We start from the raw sequence: 15671 nt of genomic DNA on the forward strand, positions 1-15671 counted from the left end.
GAGCTCAGCCGCCCTGCGACAACGCCCCGTCGACGAGCTCGCGCACCGCGTCGAGCGCCGTGGCCCGGTCGGCGGGGACCAGTCCGATGCGGGTACGGCGGTCGAGCAGGTCCTCCTCGTCGAGCGCACCCTCGTGGCGCAGGGACCAGAGCAGCTCGGCGCCGGTGACCGGATACCCGGGCAGCACCGGCTCGCCCAGCCGGGCATCCCGCGCGCCGAGCGCGTGCACGGCCGGTGCCTCGGTGCCGTACCGCCGGACGAGACGGCGGGGCGCGGGCAGTTCGGCGAGCACGTGCGGCGGCGCGGCGCCCACCAGGGGCAGGGACGCGGTGGGGGACGGGCCGGCCGGCAGCCCCCGGACGCGGACGGCGGTGTCGACGGCGTCCTCGGCCATCCGCCGGTACGTGGTGAGCTTGCCGCCGACGACGGTGACGACGCCCTCGGACGAGGTGAGCACCGCGTGGCGCCGTGAGAGGTCGGCGGTCCTCGGTGCCGTACCGGAGTGTGCCGCCGTCGTGTCCAGCAGCGGCCGCAGTCCGGCGAAGGCGCCGACCACGTCGGTACGGCGGACCGGCGCGTGCAGGACGGAGCACAGGACGTCGAGGAGGAAGCCGATGTCCGTCTCGGGCGCCCGGGGGACGTCGGGGATGTCGCCGTCCACGGGATCGTCGGTGAGGCCGACGTAGACCCGGCCGTCGTCCTGGGGCAGCACGAGGACGAAGCGGCTGCTCTCCCCGGGGATCGGGATGTGCAGTCCCGCGGGCAGGGGGCCGAGGCTCTCGGGGCGCAGGACGAGGTGGGTGCCCCGGGAGGGCCGTATCCGGACGCCGTCGACGAGTCCGCCCGCCCAGACGCCGGACGCGTTGATCACCGCGCGGGCGCGGATCCCGCCCTCCTCGCCGGTGAGTTCGTCACGGACGCGGGCGCCCGTCGAGGTCAGCTCCAGGGCCCGGACCCGGGTCAGGATCCGGGCGCCGCGCCCCGCGGCCGTACGGGCGAGGGCGGTCACCAGGCGGGCGTCGTCGGTGAGCCGGCCGTCCCAGGACAGCAGGCCGCCGCGCAGACCGTCGCGCCGCAGCGCGGGCGCGAGATGACGGGTCTCCACCGCGGAGAGCCGGCGCGGCGGGGGCAGGGTGGCCCGCGCCGTGCGGGCGGCCAGGCGCAGTGTGTCCCCGGCCCGGAACCCGGCCCGCGCCAGGGCGGCCTGAGCGCGCGAGACCAGCGGGGTGAGGGGCAGTACGAACGGCTGGGCCCCTACGAGGTGGGGCGCGGTGCGCTCCATCAGCACCCCGCGTTCGACCGCGCTCTCGTGGGCGACGTCGAGCCGTCCGGAGGCGAGGTAGCGCAGTCCGCCGTGGATGAGCTTGCTGCTGAAGCGGGAGGTGCCGAAGGCCAGGTCGTGGGCGTCGACGGCGACCACATCCAGCCCGCGGGCCGCGGCGTCCAGGGCGGCCCCCGCGCCCGTGGCGCCGAGGCCGACGACCAGCACGTCGACGACGGGTCCGCCCACGGAGTCGGCCAGTTCACGCGCGCGCCGGCCGGCGGACAGGGAGAAGGCCGAGGCGGGGCCACCGGGGGAGTTCATGGTGTGAGGGTCCTCTCCAGGATGTCGCGCAGCTCGCCGAGGAAGGCCTCGGAGGCGAGCTCGGGGTCGTCCTCGTCGGTCATGGTCCGCAGGGACAGGGTGAAGGACTGCACGATCAGCAGCACCGACCGCGCCTGCCGTCCGGGATGGACGGCGCGCACCGAGCCGTCGGCGTGTCCCTCGCGCAGCGAACCCGTCAGCAGTTCCAGCAGGGCATCCTGGCTCGCCCCGCGACGGTCCAGCACATAGGGCAGGAGCAGTTCGGGGTCCACGTCGAGGATCTTCCGGAAGAGGGGATGGGCGCCGAAGGCGCGGACCGCCGCCACCAGCCCCTCGGTGATCAGGTCGCGGGCGGGCACTCCCGGCTCGCGTTCGGGGATCGCCCCGGTGGCCACCGCGATCCACTCCCGGGTCATCAGGTCACCGACCAGCGACCGCACGTCGGGCCACCGCCGGTACAGCGTCATCCGGGAGACCCCGGCGCGGCGGGCCACGTCGGTGAGCGTGGTGCGACGGACCCCGACGGCCAGGACGCAGTCCCGCACCGCGTCGAGCACCGCGTCGTTGTCCGAACCGCCGGAACCGTTGTGACGAATAGGCGTCATGTGTCACAGTGTAACGCCACGGCGGCCGTCGGGCGACCTCGACGGCCCCGCTCATTCCGACCGACCGGTGAGGACGACAGCCATGGACATGCTGTGGAGCGGCTGGGGGGACCCGGCCGAGGCGACGCCGCTGCCCGACACGGTGATCGGGCTGTTGCGCGATCTGCTCGGCGTGAAGCCGCGCGAGGCCGGACCCGTCGCCCTCGAGGACCTGACCGTCCCGGAGAGCCCGCTGGCACCGGCCGCCCGCCGCGCCCTGACCGCGGCCCTGGGCGGCGGGGCCCATGTGCGCACCGACGCCGAGACGCGCATCCGGCACACGCGCGGCAAGTCCACCCCCGACCTGCTGCGCATCCGCGAGGGCGACCTCGCCGCCGTCCCGGCCGCCGTACTCCTGCCCGGCGGCCACGACGAGGTGCTCGCCGTCCTGCGGGTGTGCGCCGAACACGGCCTGCCACTGGTGCCGTTCGGCGGCGGCACCTCCGTCGTCGGCGGCCTCGCCCCGGAACCGCGCGGCGCCTTCGTCGCCCTGGACCTGCGGCGCATGGACGGTCTGCTCGCCCTCGACCCGGTCTCCCGCACCGCCACCCTGGGGCCCGGCCTCCGGGCCCCGCGGGCCGAGGCGCTCCTCGCCGGACACGGCTTCACCCTCGGCCACTTCCCCCAGTCCTACGAGTGGGCCACCATCGGGGGCTTCGCCGCCACCCGCTCCAGCGGCCAGGCGTCCGCCGGCTACGGTCGCTTCGACGAGATGGTGCTCTCCCTCACCCTCGCCACCCCCGAGGGCACCCTCGACACCGGCCGCGCCCCGCGCTCGGCCGCCGGACCCGACCTGCGCCAGCTCGTCCTCGGCTCGGAGGGCGCGTTCGGCGTCATCACCTCCGTGACCGTACGCGTCCGGCCCGTCCCGCGGACCCGCGTCCACGAGGGCTGGCACTTCCCCTCGTTCGAGGAGGGGACCACCGCCCTGCGCCGGCTCGCCCAGGACGGACCGCGGCCCACCGTGCTGCGCCTGTCCGACGAGACCGAGACGCTGATCGGCCTGGCGGACCCGGACGCGATCGGCTCCGGCGCGCGACAGGCCACCGGCTGCACGGCGATCGCGGGGTACGAAGGCACGGAGGAGGACACGGAGTACCGCAGGGAGCGCGCGGCGGCCGTCCTGCGCGCGTGCGGCGGCACCCCCCTGGGCGAGGAGCCGGGCCGGCGCTGGGCACACGGCCGCTACTCGGCCCCGTACCTGCGCGACGCGCTCCTGGACGCCGGGGCCTTCGCGGAGACGCTGGAGACGGCGGCCTTCTGGTCCCGCCTCCCCGGGCTGTACGCCTCCGTCCGCGACGCGCTCACCGCCACCCTCACCGAAGCCGGCACCCCGCCGCTGGTCATGTGCCACATCTCGCACGTCTACGAGAACGGCGCCTCGCTCTACTTCACCGTGGTCTCCGCCCAGGGCGAGGACCCCGTGGCGCACTGGGCCCGCGCCAAGCACGCCGCGGGCGAGGCGATCCTCGCCGCCGGCGGCACGATCAGCCACCACCACGGGGTGGGCACCGACCACCGGGACTGGTACGTCCGCGAGGCGGGCCCGCTCGGCGTCGACGCCCTGCGCGCCGTGAAGCGGCGACTGGACCCGGCGGGACTGCTCAGCCCCGGCGTCCTGCTGCCCGCTGACTGACCCGCAACCCCCGACCGCCCGTCCCCGTCCCGTCGGCCCGCCCGGAGGCACCCCGATGCGCCAGTTCACCGCCGTCGTCAACCCCACCGCGGGCGCGGCCACCGCAGCGGCGGCCCTGCTCGCCCTGGCCCGGCACCTCCGCGAGGAGGGCGCCGACCTGCGGACCGAGTACAGCCGCAGCCTGGCCCACGCGCGGGAACTGGCCCGCGAGGCCGGACGGCAGGGGCGGGTCGTGCTCGCCGTCGGCGGGGACGGCATCGCGGGAGGCGTCGGCGGCGCCCTCAGCGGAACGGGCGCGACCCTCGGCCTCGTCCCGGCCGGCCGGGGCAACGACTTCGCCCGCGCGCTGGGACTGCCCCGGGATCCGGCGGACCTGGCCCGCGTCCTGCTCCACGCCGAGCCGCGGCGGGTCGACACGATCGAGGTCACCTCGGCCGTCCACGACCGCACCGTCGTCCTCGGCAGCGTGTACGCCGGTGTGGACGCGCTCGCCAACCGCCACGCCAACCGGTCCAGGCTGCTCAAGGGCTCCGCGTCCTACTACGCGGGCGGCCTGCGGGCCGTCACCACCTGGCGGCCGGCCCGCTACCGGGTCACCGTCGACGGCGAGGAGCACCCGCACACCGGGTACACGGTGGTGGCCGCCAACTCCGGCTACTACGGCTCCGGCCGCGTCATCGCCCCCGACGCCCGCGTGGACGACGGACTGCTGGACGTCGTCATGATCCGTCAGGCGCCCCGGCGGCTGTTCTTCGCCCTGATGAACGAGCTCAGGACCGGCACCCACGTCCGCCGGCCCCAGGTGCGGATCCTGCGGGGCGAGGAGGTCCGCATCGAGGCCGACCGGGAGATCCCCTACGGCACCGACGGGGAGGTCGACGCCGTCCTCCCCGTCACGGTCAGGGTCCTGCCCGGAGCCCTGCGCGTCCTGTACTGACCGCCGGTCAGGACTCGGTGCCGTGGTAGCGCTGGGCCAGCCGGGCGAGCGCCACAGCGCCGAGCAGCAGTCCGAAGTCGCGCAGCGCGACGTCGTAGTAGCCGGACAGCGTGAGCAGGTTGACGATGATCCCCGCGAGCCAGCCGGCGACCAGCCAGCCCCCGAAGCGCGGCGCGATGCCCACGACGAGACCGGCCACGATCTCGATCACCCCCACCGCGTACATCGCCGACTGCGCGCTGCCCGGGACGATGCCGTCGATCCACGGCGCGAGGTAGGCGGGCCAGTCCACGAGGAGGTTCGCGAACTTGTCCAGTCCGAACAGGACCGGCGCCACGGTGAAGCCGGTGCGGAGGACGACGTACGCCTGGTAGCCGGGGTCGCTGAGCGCGGCCCGCCGGGGCGTGACCGACGTGCCGCTCGTGGTTGTGGAGGCCATGGCCTGCACCCTTCTTCTATTGACAACTCTCATTAACGATAGAAGCGCGGATCCTCTCTTTAGTCAATGGCTGTTGCTTTTACACTGGTGTTCGTGGATGACACGGAAGAAGTACGCGACAAGGACATCTCGGCCATCGCCGCCCTCGACGAGCCCACCCGCCGGCGGCTCTACGACTACGTGGTGGGCCGGCGCCACCCGGTCGGCCGGGACGAGGCGGCCGAGGCGCTCGGACTGGCCCGGCAGACCGCGGCCTTCCACCTGGACCGGCTGGCCGCGGAGCACCTGCTCGACGTGCTCCACGTCCGGCGCAGCGGACGCACCGGACCGGGCGCGGGCCGCCCGGCCAAGCTCTACCGCCGCTCGGCCGCGCAGATCGCCGTCAGCCTCCCGGACCGGCGCTACGAACTCGCCGGCCGGCTGCTGGCCCAGGCAGTGGAGGAATCCGCCGCCGGCGGGGAACCCGTGCGCGACGTACTGCACCGCAGGGCGCGGGAGCTGGGCGTAGGACTGGGGACGGACGGCGACGGGAGGGAGGTCTTCCGCGTGCTGGAGCGGTACGGCTTCGAGCCGCGCCACGACGGCGGGTCCGTCGTCCTGGGCAACTGCCCCTTCCACGCACTGGCCCGCGCGCACACGCAGACGGTGTGCGGCATGAACCTGCACCTGATGCGCGGAGTCCTCGAAGGACTCGGTGAAACGGGGTTCGAGGCCCGTCTGGCACCGGAACCGGGTCAGTGCTGCGTCCGCCTGGAGCCCGCCGCCTGAACCCGCCGCGAGGAGGCGCGCCATGACCCCGCGTGAGCTGTCGACCTTCGGCCACGGCACCGCCGGCCGGGACGCTCTGGTCCGGCTGCTGGACGACGCGGGGATCGCCGCCGTCGTGGACGTCCGGACCGGCCCCGGCAGCCGCCGCGATCCCGACCTGGCGCGAGCACGGCTGGCCGCATGGCTGCCCGAGGCGGGTATCGCCTACCGCTGGGAACGGGACCTGGGCGGCTTCCGCAGACCGCCGCCCGACTCACCCGACACCGTCTGGCGCAACGACTCCTTCCGCGGCTACGCCGCCCACACCCGCACCCCCGGGTTCGTCACCGCGATGGACACCCTGCTGGAACAGGCCGCCCGCGAGCCGACCGCGGTGATGTGCGGCGAATCCGTGTGGTGGCGGTGCCACCGGCGGCTCATCGCCGACTTCGCCGTCCTGGCCCGCGACGTCCCCGTACGTCACCTGATGCACGACGGACGCCACACCCGGCACAGCCCCACACCGGGCGCACGCCTGCGCGACGACGGGCTGCTGGTCTACGACGACACCGAAGCCGCGGCACGTCGGACGGCGGCGGGACGCAACTCGGGAGCCACCCGCCGTTACCGGACGTGACCCAAGACTGGACCCATTCGTTCTCTGGAATTATTCGCGTCTCGGGCTATAGGTTCGGCGCATGACCGCATCCCGGCCGCCGACCACCGCCGAGGAGCTCCGCGGAGCGGGCCTGCGCGCGACGGCCGCCCGCGTCGCCCTCCTCGACACCGTCCGTGAGGGCGGCCACCTCGGAGTCGAGGCGCTCGCCTCCGAAGTGCGCCGGCGCATAGGGCAGGTCTCCCTGCAGGCGGTGTACGAGGCGCTGAACGCGCTCACCGGGGCGGGGCTGGTACGCCGTATCGAGCCGGCCGGCAGCCCCGCCCGCTACGAGGGCCGGGTCGGGGACAACCACCACCACGCGGTGTGCCGTTCCTGCGGCGTCGTCGCCGACGTCGACTGCGCGGCCGGTGACGCGCCCTGTCTGACCCCGCCCGACGGTCACGGTTTCACGATCGACGAGACCGAGGTCGTCTTCTGGGGCCTGTGCCCCGGCTGTTCCACCTCCCGCAGTAGCTGAACTGCGCGAACGTTTCCGCCCGGAAGGACTCCCATGACCGAGAACCATGACGCGATCGTCACCGAACCCAAGACGGAGGAAACGGGGGGCTGCCCGGTCGCGCACGGGCGCGCCCCGCACCCCACCCAGGGCGGCGGAAACCGCCAGTGGTGGCCCGAGCGCCTCAACCTGAAGATCCTCGCCAAGAACCCGGCCGTGGCGAACCCGCTCGGCGAGGACTTCGACTACGCCGAGGCCTTCTCGGCCCTCGACCTTCCGGCGGTGAAGCGGGACATCGCCGAGGTGCTGACCACCTCCCAGGACTGGTGGCCGGCCGACTTCGGCCACTACGGCCCCCTCATCGTCCGCATGGCCTGGCACAGCGCGGGCACCTACCGCATCAGCGACGGCCGCGGCGGCGCCGGGGCCGGCCAGCAGCGCTTCGCCCCGCTCAACAGCTGGCCGGACAACGCCAACCTCGACAAGGCCCGGCGCCTGCTGTGGCCCGTCAAGAAGAAATACGGCAAGAGCCTGTCCTGGGCCGACCTGCTGATCCTCTCCGGCAACGTCGCCCTGGAGTCGATGGGCTTCACGACCTTCGGCTTCGCCGGCGGCCGCGCCGACGTCTGGGAGCCGGAGGAGGACGTCTACTGGGGCCCCGAGTCCACCTGGCTCGGCGACGAGCGCTACACCGGCGACCGGGAGCTGGAGAGCCCGCTCGGCGCCGTCCAGATGGGCCTCATCTACGTCAACCCGGAGGGCCCCAACGGCAATCCGGACCCGATCGCCTCGGCCCGCGACATACGCGAGACGTTCCGCCGCATGGCGATGAACGACGAGGAGACCGTCGCCCTGATCGCGGGCGGCCACACCTTCGGCAAGACCCACGGCGCCGGCCCGGCCGAGCACGTCGGCGACGACCCGGAGGCCGCCGGCCTCGAGGAGCAGGGCCTGGGCTGGAAGAGCACCTTCGGCACCGGCAAGGGCGGTGACACGATCACCAGCGGTCTCGAGGTGACGTGGACCAACACGCCGACGACCTGGGACAACAGCTTCTTCGAGATCCTCTTCGGCTACGAGTGGGAGCTGTTCGAGAGCCCCGCCGGCGCCCACCAGTGGCGGCCGAAGGACGGCGCGGGAGCCGGCACCGTGCCCGACGCCCACGACCCGTCGAAGAGCCACCAGCCGACGATGCTGACCACGGACCTCGCGCTCCGCTTCGACCCCGTCTACGGCCCGATCTCCCGGCGCTTCCTGGAGAACCCGGACGAGTTCGCGGACGCCTTCGCCCGCGCCTGGTTCAAGCTCACCCACCGCGACATGGGTCCCAAGTCGCTCTACCTCGGCCCGGAGGTGCCCGCCGAGACCCTGCTGTGGCAGGACCCGCTGCCGGAGCGCACGTACGACCTGATCGACGCCGCGGACGTCGCCGACCTCAAGGAGCGGGTCCTCGCCTCGGGCCTGTCGGTGTCCGAGCTGGTGTCGACGGCGTGGGCGTCGGCCTCGTCCTTCCGCGGCAGCGACAAGCGCGGCGGCGCCGACGGCGCGCGCGTCCGCCTGGAGCCGCAGCGCGGCTGGGAGGCCAACGACCCCGACCGGCTGGCGGCGGTGCTGCGCACCCTGGAGGACGTCCAGGAGTCCTTCAACTCCGCGCAGACCGGCGGCAAGCGGGTCTCGCTCGCCGACCTGATCGTGCTGGCCGGCGCCGCGGGCGTCGAGAAGGCCGCCAAGGACGGCGGCTTCGACATCGAGGTGCCGTTCACGCCGGGCCGCGTGGACGCCGCGCAGGAGCAGACGGACACGGAGTCGTTCTCCGCGCTCGAGCCGACCGCCGACGGCTTCCGCAACTACCAGGGCAAGGGCAACCGCCTGCCCGCCGAGTTCCTGCTGCTGGACAAGGCCAACCTGCTGACGCTGAGCGCCCCCGAGATGACCGTCCTCGTCGGCGGTCTGCGGGTGCTGGGCGCGACCCACCAGCAGTCCTCGCTCGGCGTGTTCACCACGGCCCCCGGCACCCTCACCAACGACTTCTTCGTCAACCTGCTCGACCTGGGCACGACGTGGAAGCCGACGTCCGAGGACCGGACCACGTTCGAGGGCCTCGACGCGGCCACCGGCGAGGTCAAGTGGACCGGCACCCGCGCCGACCTGGTGTTCGGATCGAACTCCGAGCTGCGCGCGCTCGCGGAGGTCTACGCGAGCGACGACGCCAGGGAGAAGTTCGTGAAGGACTTCGTCAAGGCGTGGGACAAGGTCATGAACCTCGACCGGTTCGACCTCGTCTGATCCCCCCGCCCCGCTGATCCGGGCCGGCCCTCCGGGGCCGGCCCGGAGGTGTGAAGGCGGGGAAACGGGCCATCCATGAGAGGGCAGAGCCGCTCGACGCGAGGAGGGCCCGCGCATGGGAACCGCCGTCCACGTCCCGCAGACCCGGGACATGATCGGAGAGGAACTCTCCGGAGACGAGGCGTTCGCCGCGCTGCGGCACTACGGGGGCCTGCGGCTGCTGACCGACTCCTTCGCCCGCTTCCGCTACGCGGACGGCTTCTCCAACGCGCGGGCGCTCGCCTTCCAGGTCGTCCTCGGCCTGGTGCCGTTCACCGTGGCGCTGGTCGGCCTGGCGACCTCCGTGCACACCGAGAGCGTGGGACGGGTCATCGAACTCACCCTCGGCCGGATCGTGCCCGGCGCCAGTGCCGACATCGTCGAGGACGCCTTCGAGGGGACCCGGCGCAGCGCGCACGACGACTTCGGGAGCACGCTGGCGCTCTGGCTCGGCCTGAGCTTCGCCCTGCTGAACCTCGCCTCCGCCATGGGCCAGATCGAGCGGGGCGCCAACCGCATCTACGGGATCGAACGCGACCGCCCCTTCCCCCGCAAGTACGGCAGGGCCGTCCTCCTCGCGCTCACCGCGGGCCTGCCGCTGGTCCTCGGGTTCGTCGTGCTCGTCGCCGGTGACGCGGTGAGCGACGCGGTGGTCCGGGTGGCCGGGGGATCCGGCGGCGGCACGGGGTGGTGGACCGCGCTGGAGCTGCCGGTGGGGCTGGCGCTGGCGTGGGTCGCCTCGGCGGTGATCTTCCGCTGGTCGCCCCGGCGGACCCAGCCCGGCTACACCTGGCTGGCCTTCGGCTCGGCCGTGCATCTGCTGCTGTGGGTCGCGGCGACGTGGCTGCTCGCGCTGTACGTCGAGGGCAGCGGGGCGTTCGGTGCCCTGTACGGGCCGCTCACCGCGTTCGTCGCGCTGCTGCTGTGGGCGTACCTCACCGCCGTCGCCCTCCTCCTCGGCATCGCGTTCGCGGCCCAGCTCGAAGCGGCGCGCGCCGGTGTCGACGAGGCGGTCCGCCCGGACCCGGGACCGGGCGCCTGACCGGCCGGGACGAACACGCCGGTGGGGAACTTGGGCGTGGCGTACGCGCGTTGTCGGTGTGAGGTTGCACAATGATCGGAAAAGGAGATCAACTCCGGCGCCGCGCTGGGTAGACGGTCTCGTGTCCCGGCTCCGGAAAGGTCCTGCTGATGCTCGCCACCGTCGACCGCCCCCACACCCTCGTCGCCCTGCCGACCGCGCGCCGCCGACCGGATCACCGTCGCGGCGGACCGATAACGACCGAGTTCCCGGCCGCCCCCTCCCGCCCGCGCCCCCCGGCCGGCACCACCCGCACCGACGTGCTGCGCATCATCTCCGACCCCCGCACCCCCACGTACGTCACCGAGTACGCCAACGGCCGCCGCAGGTACAGCTACTGGCGCCCGCTCGACTCGGCCACCGGCACCGGGGGCTGCTACGCCGCCCTGCCCACCGCCGAATGCGACGCGCTGCACGCGGCCGGGCGGATCACCCTCGGCGAGCCCGTCGTGGACCCCAACCGCACGACGTACCGCGTCCGCACCGCCGCCCGCGCCCAGTCGGCCGCCCGCGCCCAGTCGGTCACGCGCGCCGAGCCGGCCCCCCGCGTCCGGCCCGAGCCGGTACGCCCGGTACGGGAGCGCGCCCGCGTGGCCTGACCGGGACGTGGGGCGGCCGCACCCCGGTCCGGCCGTGCCGCGGGCGTGCGCCCGTGGCCGATTCATGTCCCGCTGCCGATCGGGGCGGCAGTGCGGTCGCAAGTCATCCGAAACTTTCGCTCGCGGCGCCCTGTGCCGACATGGTGTTTTGAGGTGAGGACTTCGGCATCAGAGCAGATCGCGCGCGTCTTCCGGCTTTCGGTAGGGGGTCGAAAGAGTCAACCTGAAACGACCCTGTCGGTGTTGTTGTCATGCCCCTGAAGGCTTTTCTAGCCTGGGAGCGCTCCCACCCCTCTGGAGGTACCGATGCGCTTCCCCCGACACCGGGCCTGGGCCTGGGCCGCCGCGGTCTTCGCGGTGGCCGTGAGCCTGGCCGTCGCCGCTCTCTTCCCACGGCCGGGCGCCGCCGACACCCTCGTTCCCGTCGCGGCGGAACCCGGTGTCGAGGACGACGGCGCCGACTGCGCCGTCCCCGACACCGGACCCCTCACCTCCGACTCCAAGCTCCCCGACCCCTTCCGGAAACTGGACGGCACGCGCGTCTCCACCCGGTCCGACTGGCGCTGCCGGCGCGCGGAGATCCGGGAGCTGGCGGAGAGACACGTCTACGGGCAGAAGCCCGCCAGGCCCGAGAGCGTCACGGGCACGGTGTCGCGCACCGGCATCACGGTGCGGGTGACGCACCAGGGCAGGAGCGCGAGCTTCTCCGCGAGCGTCGACCTGCCGAGCGGTACCGGCCCGTTCCCGGCCGTCGTGGTGCTCGGAGGGCTGGGCGCGGACACCGCCACCATCAAGGGCGCGGGCGCGGCCGTCATCTCCCTCGACCCGTACGCGCTCGGCAAGGAAGGCACGTCCCGCGGCAACAAACAGGGCGCGTTCTACAGCCTCTACGGCTCCTCCAGCAGCACCGGCCTGCTCATGGCCTGGTCGTGGGGGGTGAGCCGGGTCATCGACGTCATCGAGCAGTCCGACGGCGGCGTGCTCCGCGCGGACGCCACCGGTGTCACCGGTTGCTCACGGTTCGGCAAGGGCGCCTTCGTGGCCGGCGCCTTCGACCAGCGCATCGCGCTCACCATGCCGATCGAGTCGGGCAGCGCCGGCACCGGCATCTTCCGCGGCATCCCCGGTGAGAGCGGCGCGCAGCCGCTGAGCAGCGCCTACTCCGAACAGCCCTGGCTGGGCGACGCCTTCGGCTCCTTCACCGGCAGCCCCGGCACCCTTCCGGTGGACACCCACGAGACCGTCGGCCTGGTCGCACCGCGCGGACTCCTCGTCATGGAGAACCCGCACGTCGACTGGCTGGGCGCCCGGTCGGGCAGCGTGGCGGCGCTGGGCGGCGCGGAGGTCTACAAGGCGCTGGGCGCGGGCGGGAACATCAGCTACTGGTCCGACGTACAGGACGGCACCCACTGCGCGGCCCGGCCGGAATGGCGCACGCCGCTGCAGCAGAACATCCAGAAGTTCCTGCTGAAGTCCGGCAGCTCCTCGGGGGTGTTCAGGATCTCCCCGGCCAAGTCGGGTGACCTCTCCGCCTGGCGGGACTGGCAGACCCCGAACCTCGCCGACGGCGGCACGAGCGGCGGCGGCACAGGAGGCGACACGGGGGGAGACGGCGGCGGCAACGGCGGCGACACGGGCGGCGATCCGGGCACGCCGGGCGACTACTGCACCGCCACCTACCGTACGGTCAACAGCTGGTCCGGCGGCTTCCAGGGCGAGGTGACGGTGCGCAACGACGGCAGCGGCGCCCTCGACGGCTGGTCCGTCGGCATGACGCTCGCGTCCGGCCAGTCCATCAGCAGCCTCTGGAACGGCCGGAACACCGGGACCGGCGGGGCGGTCACGGTGCGCAACACCGACTGGAACGGCTCCGTCGCGCCGGGCTCCACGACCGCCTTCGGCTTCACGGCCACCGGCAGCTCCTCCACGGCGCCGACCACGCTCACCTGCGACCGTCCATGAAACGTCACCGCCCGGCCTCCGCGTCCCGGGACGCGGAGGCCGGGCGGTACGGAGGCACCCGTGTCAGGCGATGGACGCCGAGACGACGGCGGACACCGCGAGGTTGCAGGACGCCGTCACCCAGACCGCCGGGTGGGGTTCGGGCTCGACCAGCGTGGCACCCAGCCGCCCCGGCGTGATGAGATCCACCACCAGGAACGCCACGGCCATCATCACCAGCCCCAGCACGCCGAACGCGGCGGTCGACACCAGCCCCTTGCCGAAATCCTCGTACGTGGTCCAGATCGACGTGAACACGATGCCGCCGATGCCGAGCAGCGAGGAGCTCAGCACCACCGAGGCGTTGCGGTTGCGCTCCTGCCAGATCTGCCGGCCGAGCTTTCCGGGCGTCAGCACGTCGACCAGGACGATGCCGAGGACCAGCAGGACCAGGCCGAGTGCGCCGTAGGCGGTGGCCCGGCCGAGTCCGTTGACGATGTCGCTCATGGGGTTGCCGGCTCCGTAGCGTGAGAGATCGTGAGTGATCGCGGTCAAGGGCGAGCAAAATGTAGCGCACCCGTTCGACGCCCTGGTCCGGTGCCCTGCCATGTCCTCCGGCCGAGCTCTTCCCTCCTCCCGCCCGCGCACCCCCGACGGCCGGTCTCCCCGCGGGCGGTGTGGCGCACGGTGGCGTGGTCGGGCCGCGACTCGACCGCGCACAAAGGCACTTGCCCGGTTCGTCGCCGAGGAGTCATGCCCGCGCGCATCCGGGGCATCAGAAGTCCATCGGACGGACCGAGAAGGAGAACCAGCCATGAGCAGGGGCAGTCGCGCTCTCACCGCCATGTACATCGCCGTGGCCCTCTGGCTCTCCTTCTGCACCGTACGCACCTGGGGCACCGTCCCCCTCTGGACCACCCTCGCGATGGCGGTCGCCTCGCTCGCTCCCGTGATCGGTGTCGTACGGGAGACCGTCATCGCCGACGAACGGCGCGCCGTCGCCGTCCTGTGCGAACGGGAGGGGCGCCGGGCGGCGTGGCGCGACGCGGCGGCCGCCGCGCTCGCCCGGGCCGAGGTGGAGGTCGCGTGCTGCGAACGCTGGTGGACGTCGTGCGCGACCGAGCACGACCCCGGCTGCGCACACCGGACCTCGTGGGGCACAACGGCCTGAACGGAAACCCGGGGAACGGCCCGGGTGTCGCGGCCATCGAATCCTGGTCCGTACCAGGGTCTTGACGCCCTCTTATCTCACTTCTTAAATCAAGTGGTTGCACATTCACCCCCACAACCTCGGTCGGCGCACCCGTACACCCGGGTCGCCGTACGGAAAGGGAGAGCCATGTCCTCTCCGCGCAGACTCCGCAGATGGCTGATCGCCGCCGTGTCCGCCGCGCTGGTCGCGTCCGGTGCCGCAGGGACCGCGAAGGCGGAACCGGCCGATGCCACCGCCGCGGCGGCCGTGACGTTCTCGGACACCTTCGACGGGCCCGCCGGCGCGGCGGTCGACTCCTCGAAGTGGCAGATCGAGACCGGCGACAACGTCAACAACCACGAACGGCAGTACTACACGTCCGGCAACAAGAACGCCGCCCTGGACGGCCAGGGCCATCTGGTGATCACGGCCCGCAAGGAGAACCCGGCCAACTACCAGTGCTGGTACGGCACCTGTCAGTACACCTCGGCACGGCTCAACACCTCCGGCAGGTTCACCGCGCAGTACGGGCACGTCGAGGCGCGGATGAAGGTCCCGCGCGGACAGGGCATGTGGCCCGCGTTCTGGATGCTGGGCACACCCGTCAACTGGCCGGACTCGGGCGAGATCGACATCATGGAGAACGTCGGCTTCGAACCCTCCACGGTGCACGGCACGATCCACGGCCCCGGCTACTCCGGCTCGGGCGGCATCGGCGCCGGCTACACGCTGCCGGGCGGCCAGGCCTTCGCGGACGCCTTCCACACCTTCGCCGTCGACTGGGCACCGGACTCGATCACCTGGTCCGTGGACGGCAACGTCTACCAGCGGCGCACCCCCGCCGACCTCGGCGGGAAGCAGTGGGTGTTCAACAAGCCGTACTTCCTGATCCTCAACCTGGCGGTCGGCGGCTACTGGCCCGGCGACCCGGACGGCTCCACCGTCTTCCCGCAGCAGCTCGTCGTGGACCACGTGTCGGTGACGACCGGTGACGCACCGGCCGGCGGCGCGATCCGCGGCCTGGCCGGCAAGTGCGTCGACGTCGCGGGGGCCAACACCGCCAACGGCACCCCCGTACAGCTCTACGACTGCAACGGCACCGCTGCCCAGAACTGGACCGTGGGCTCCGACGGCACCGTCCGCGCCCTCGGCAAGTGCCTGGACGTCGCCTCGGGCGGCACCGCCGACGGTACGCCGGTCCAGTTGTGGGACTGCAACGGAACCGCCGCCCAGAAATGGGTCGTCACCGCCGCCCGCGACATCGTCAACCCGCAGGCCGACAAGTGCCTGGACGTGACCGGCAACAGCTCCGCCAACGCCACCCGCCTGCAGATCTGGACCTGCACGGGCGCCGCCAACCAGAAGTGGACGGTCGGCTGAACCCTCGCCCGGGGCCGGACACACCGCCGCCCCGGACCGACCGGTCCGGG

The 15671-nt window shown here is 73.2% G+C and carries 15 protein-coding genes; 11 read left to right on the plus strand and 4 right to left on the minus strand.

Translation table 11 applies throughout. From position 1 onward, the window contains the following. Window positions 1–4: 4 nt before the first annotated feature. Together ACZ62B_RS27115 and ACZ62B_RS27120 are read right to left on the minus strand one after the other, a co-directional pair. Window positions 5–1585: a glycerol-3-phosphate dehydrogenase/oxidase gene (locus ACZ62B_RS27115; RefSeq protein WP_469692352.1), complete on the minus strand. Its 1581-nt coding sequence runs from the start codon at window positions 1583–1585 to the stop codon at window positions 5–7. Continuing rightward, window positions 1582–2190 carry a TetR/AcrR family transcriptional regulator gene (locus ACZ62B_RS27120; RefSeq protein ID WP_344560171.1) on the minus strand — a complete coding sequence of 203 codons (609 nt, stop codon included), beginning with the start codon at window positions 2188–2190 and terminating at the stop codon, window positions 1582–1584. Before ACZ62B_RS27120 ends, ACZ62B_RS27115 begins: the two co-directional genes overlap by 4 nt. A gap of 82 nt (window positions 2191–2272) precedes the next feature. Here ACZ62B_RS27120 and ACZ62B_RS27125 point away from each other — a divergent pair, with 82 nt between their 5' ends. After that, window positions 2273–3865: an FAD-binding oxidoreductase gene (locus tag ACZ62B_RS27125; RefSeq protein WP_468723629.1), complete on the plus strand. Its 1593-nt coding sequence runs from the start codon at window positions 2273–2275 to the stop codon at window positions 3863–3865. Between the two features lie 55 nt (window positions 3866–3920). Further along, window positions 3921–4802 (plus strand): YegS/Rv2252/BmrU family lipid kinase, encoded by an 882-nt coding sequence (locus tag ACZ62B_RS27130; RefSeq protein ID WP_468723631.1) that lies wholly within the window; start codon window positions 3921–3923, stop codon window positions 4800–4802. A gap of 7 nt (window positions 4803–4809) precedes the next feature. Here ACZ62B_RS27130 and ACZ62B_RS27135 read toward each other — a convergent pair whose 3' ends face one another. Beyond that, window positions 4810–5241: a hypothetical protein gene (locus ACZ62B_RS27135; protein ID WP_469692354.1), complete on the minus strand. Its 432-nt coding sequence runs from the start codon at window positions 5239–5241 to the stop codon at window positions 4810–4812. An 87-nt stretch (window positions 5242–5328) separates the two neighbouring features. Here ACZ62B_RS27135 and ACZ62B_RS27140 point away from each other — a divergent pair, with 87 nt between their 5' ends. From ACZ62B_RS27140 to ACZ62B_RS27170, 7 genes are all read left to right on the plus strand, one after another. Beyond that, the gene (locus ACZ62B_RS27140) at window positions 5329–6009 is read left to right on the plus strand and encodes a helix-turn-helix transcriptional regulator (protein WP_344560434.1); all 681 of its coding nucleotides are present in this window, start codon (window positions 5329–5331) and stop codon (window positions 6007–6009) included. A 22-nt stretch (window positions 6010–6031) separates the two neighbouring features. After that, window positions 6032–6625, plus strand: a complete 594-nt coding sequence (locus ACZ62B_RS27145; protein WP_344560175.1) for a DUF488 domain-containing protein — start codon at window positions 6032–6034, stop codon at window positions 6623–6625. Between the two features lie 61 nt (window positions 6626–6686). Then, entirely contained in the window at window positions 6687–7124 is a 438-nt protein-coding gene (locus ACZ62B_RS27150) for a Fur family transcriptional regulator (protein WP_468888823.1), read from the plus strand. Between the two features lie 33 nt (window positions 7125–7157). Then, window positions 7158–9389, plus strand: a complete 2232-nt coding sequence (katG, locus tag ACZ62B_RS27155; RefSeq protein ID WP_344560177.1) for a catalase/peroxidase HPI — start codon at window positions 7158–7160, stop codon at window positions 9387–9389. A gap of 115 nt (window positions 9390–9504) precedes the next feature. Further along, on the plus strand, window positions 9505–10470 hold the full coding sequence (locus tag ACZ62B_RS27160) for a YihY/virulence factor BrkB family protein (protein WP_344560178.1): 966 nt from the start codon (window positions 9505–9507) through the stop codon (window positions 10468–10470). 149 nt (window positions 10471–10619) lie between these two features. After that, window positions 10620–11108 carry a hypothetical protein gene (locus ACZ62B_RS27165; protein ID WP_344560179.1) on the plus strand — a complete coding sequence of 163 codons (489 nt, stop codon included), beginning with the start codon at window positions 10620–10622 and terminating at the stop codon, window positions 11106–11108. Between the two features lie 306 nt (window positions 11109–11414). Next, window positions 11415–13070, plus strand: coding sequence for a glucuronyl esterase domain-containing protein (locus ACZ62B_RS27170; RefSeq protein WP_469692357.1), 1656 nt, complete (start codon window positions 11415–11417; stop codon window positions 13068–13070). A gap of 63 nt (window positions 13071–13133) precedes the next feature. On the opposite strand, the gene ACZ62B_RS27175 is transcribed toward ACZ62B_RS27170, so the two are convergent. Then, window positions 13134–13556, minus strand: coding sequence for a DUF350 domain-containing protein (locus tag ACZ62B_RS27175; protein ID WP_344560181.1), 423 nt, complete (start codon window positions 13554–13556; stop codon window positions 13134–13136). A 307-nt stretch (window positions 13557–13863) separates the two neighbouring features. Here ACZ62B_RS27175 and ACZ62B_RS27180 point away from each other — a divergent pair, with 307 nt between their 5' ends. Both ACZ62B_RS27180 and ACZ62B_RS27185 read left to right on the plus strand, forming a co-directional pair. Beyond that, window positions 13864–14220 carry a hypothetical protein gene (locus ACZ62B_RS27180; RefSeq protein ID WP_344560182.1) on the plus strand — a complete coding sequence of 119 codons (357 nt, stop codon included), beginning with the start codon at window positions 13864–13866 and terminating at the stop codon, window positions 14218–14220. Between the two features lie 168 nt (window positions 14221–14388). Then, the gene (locus ACZ62B_RS27185; RefSeq protein ID WP_469692359.1) at window positions 14389–15621 is read left to right on the plus strand and encodes a ricin-type beta-trefoil lectin domain protein; all 1233 of its coding nucleotides are present in this window, start codon (window positions 14389–14391) and stop codon (window positions 15619–15621) included. The last annotated feature ends 50 nt before the right edge of the window (window positions 15622–15671 follow it).

This window comes from Streptomyces sp. NPDC053426 (genome assembly GCF_055585405.1).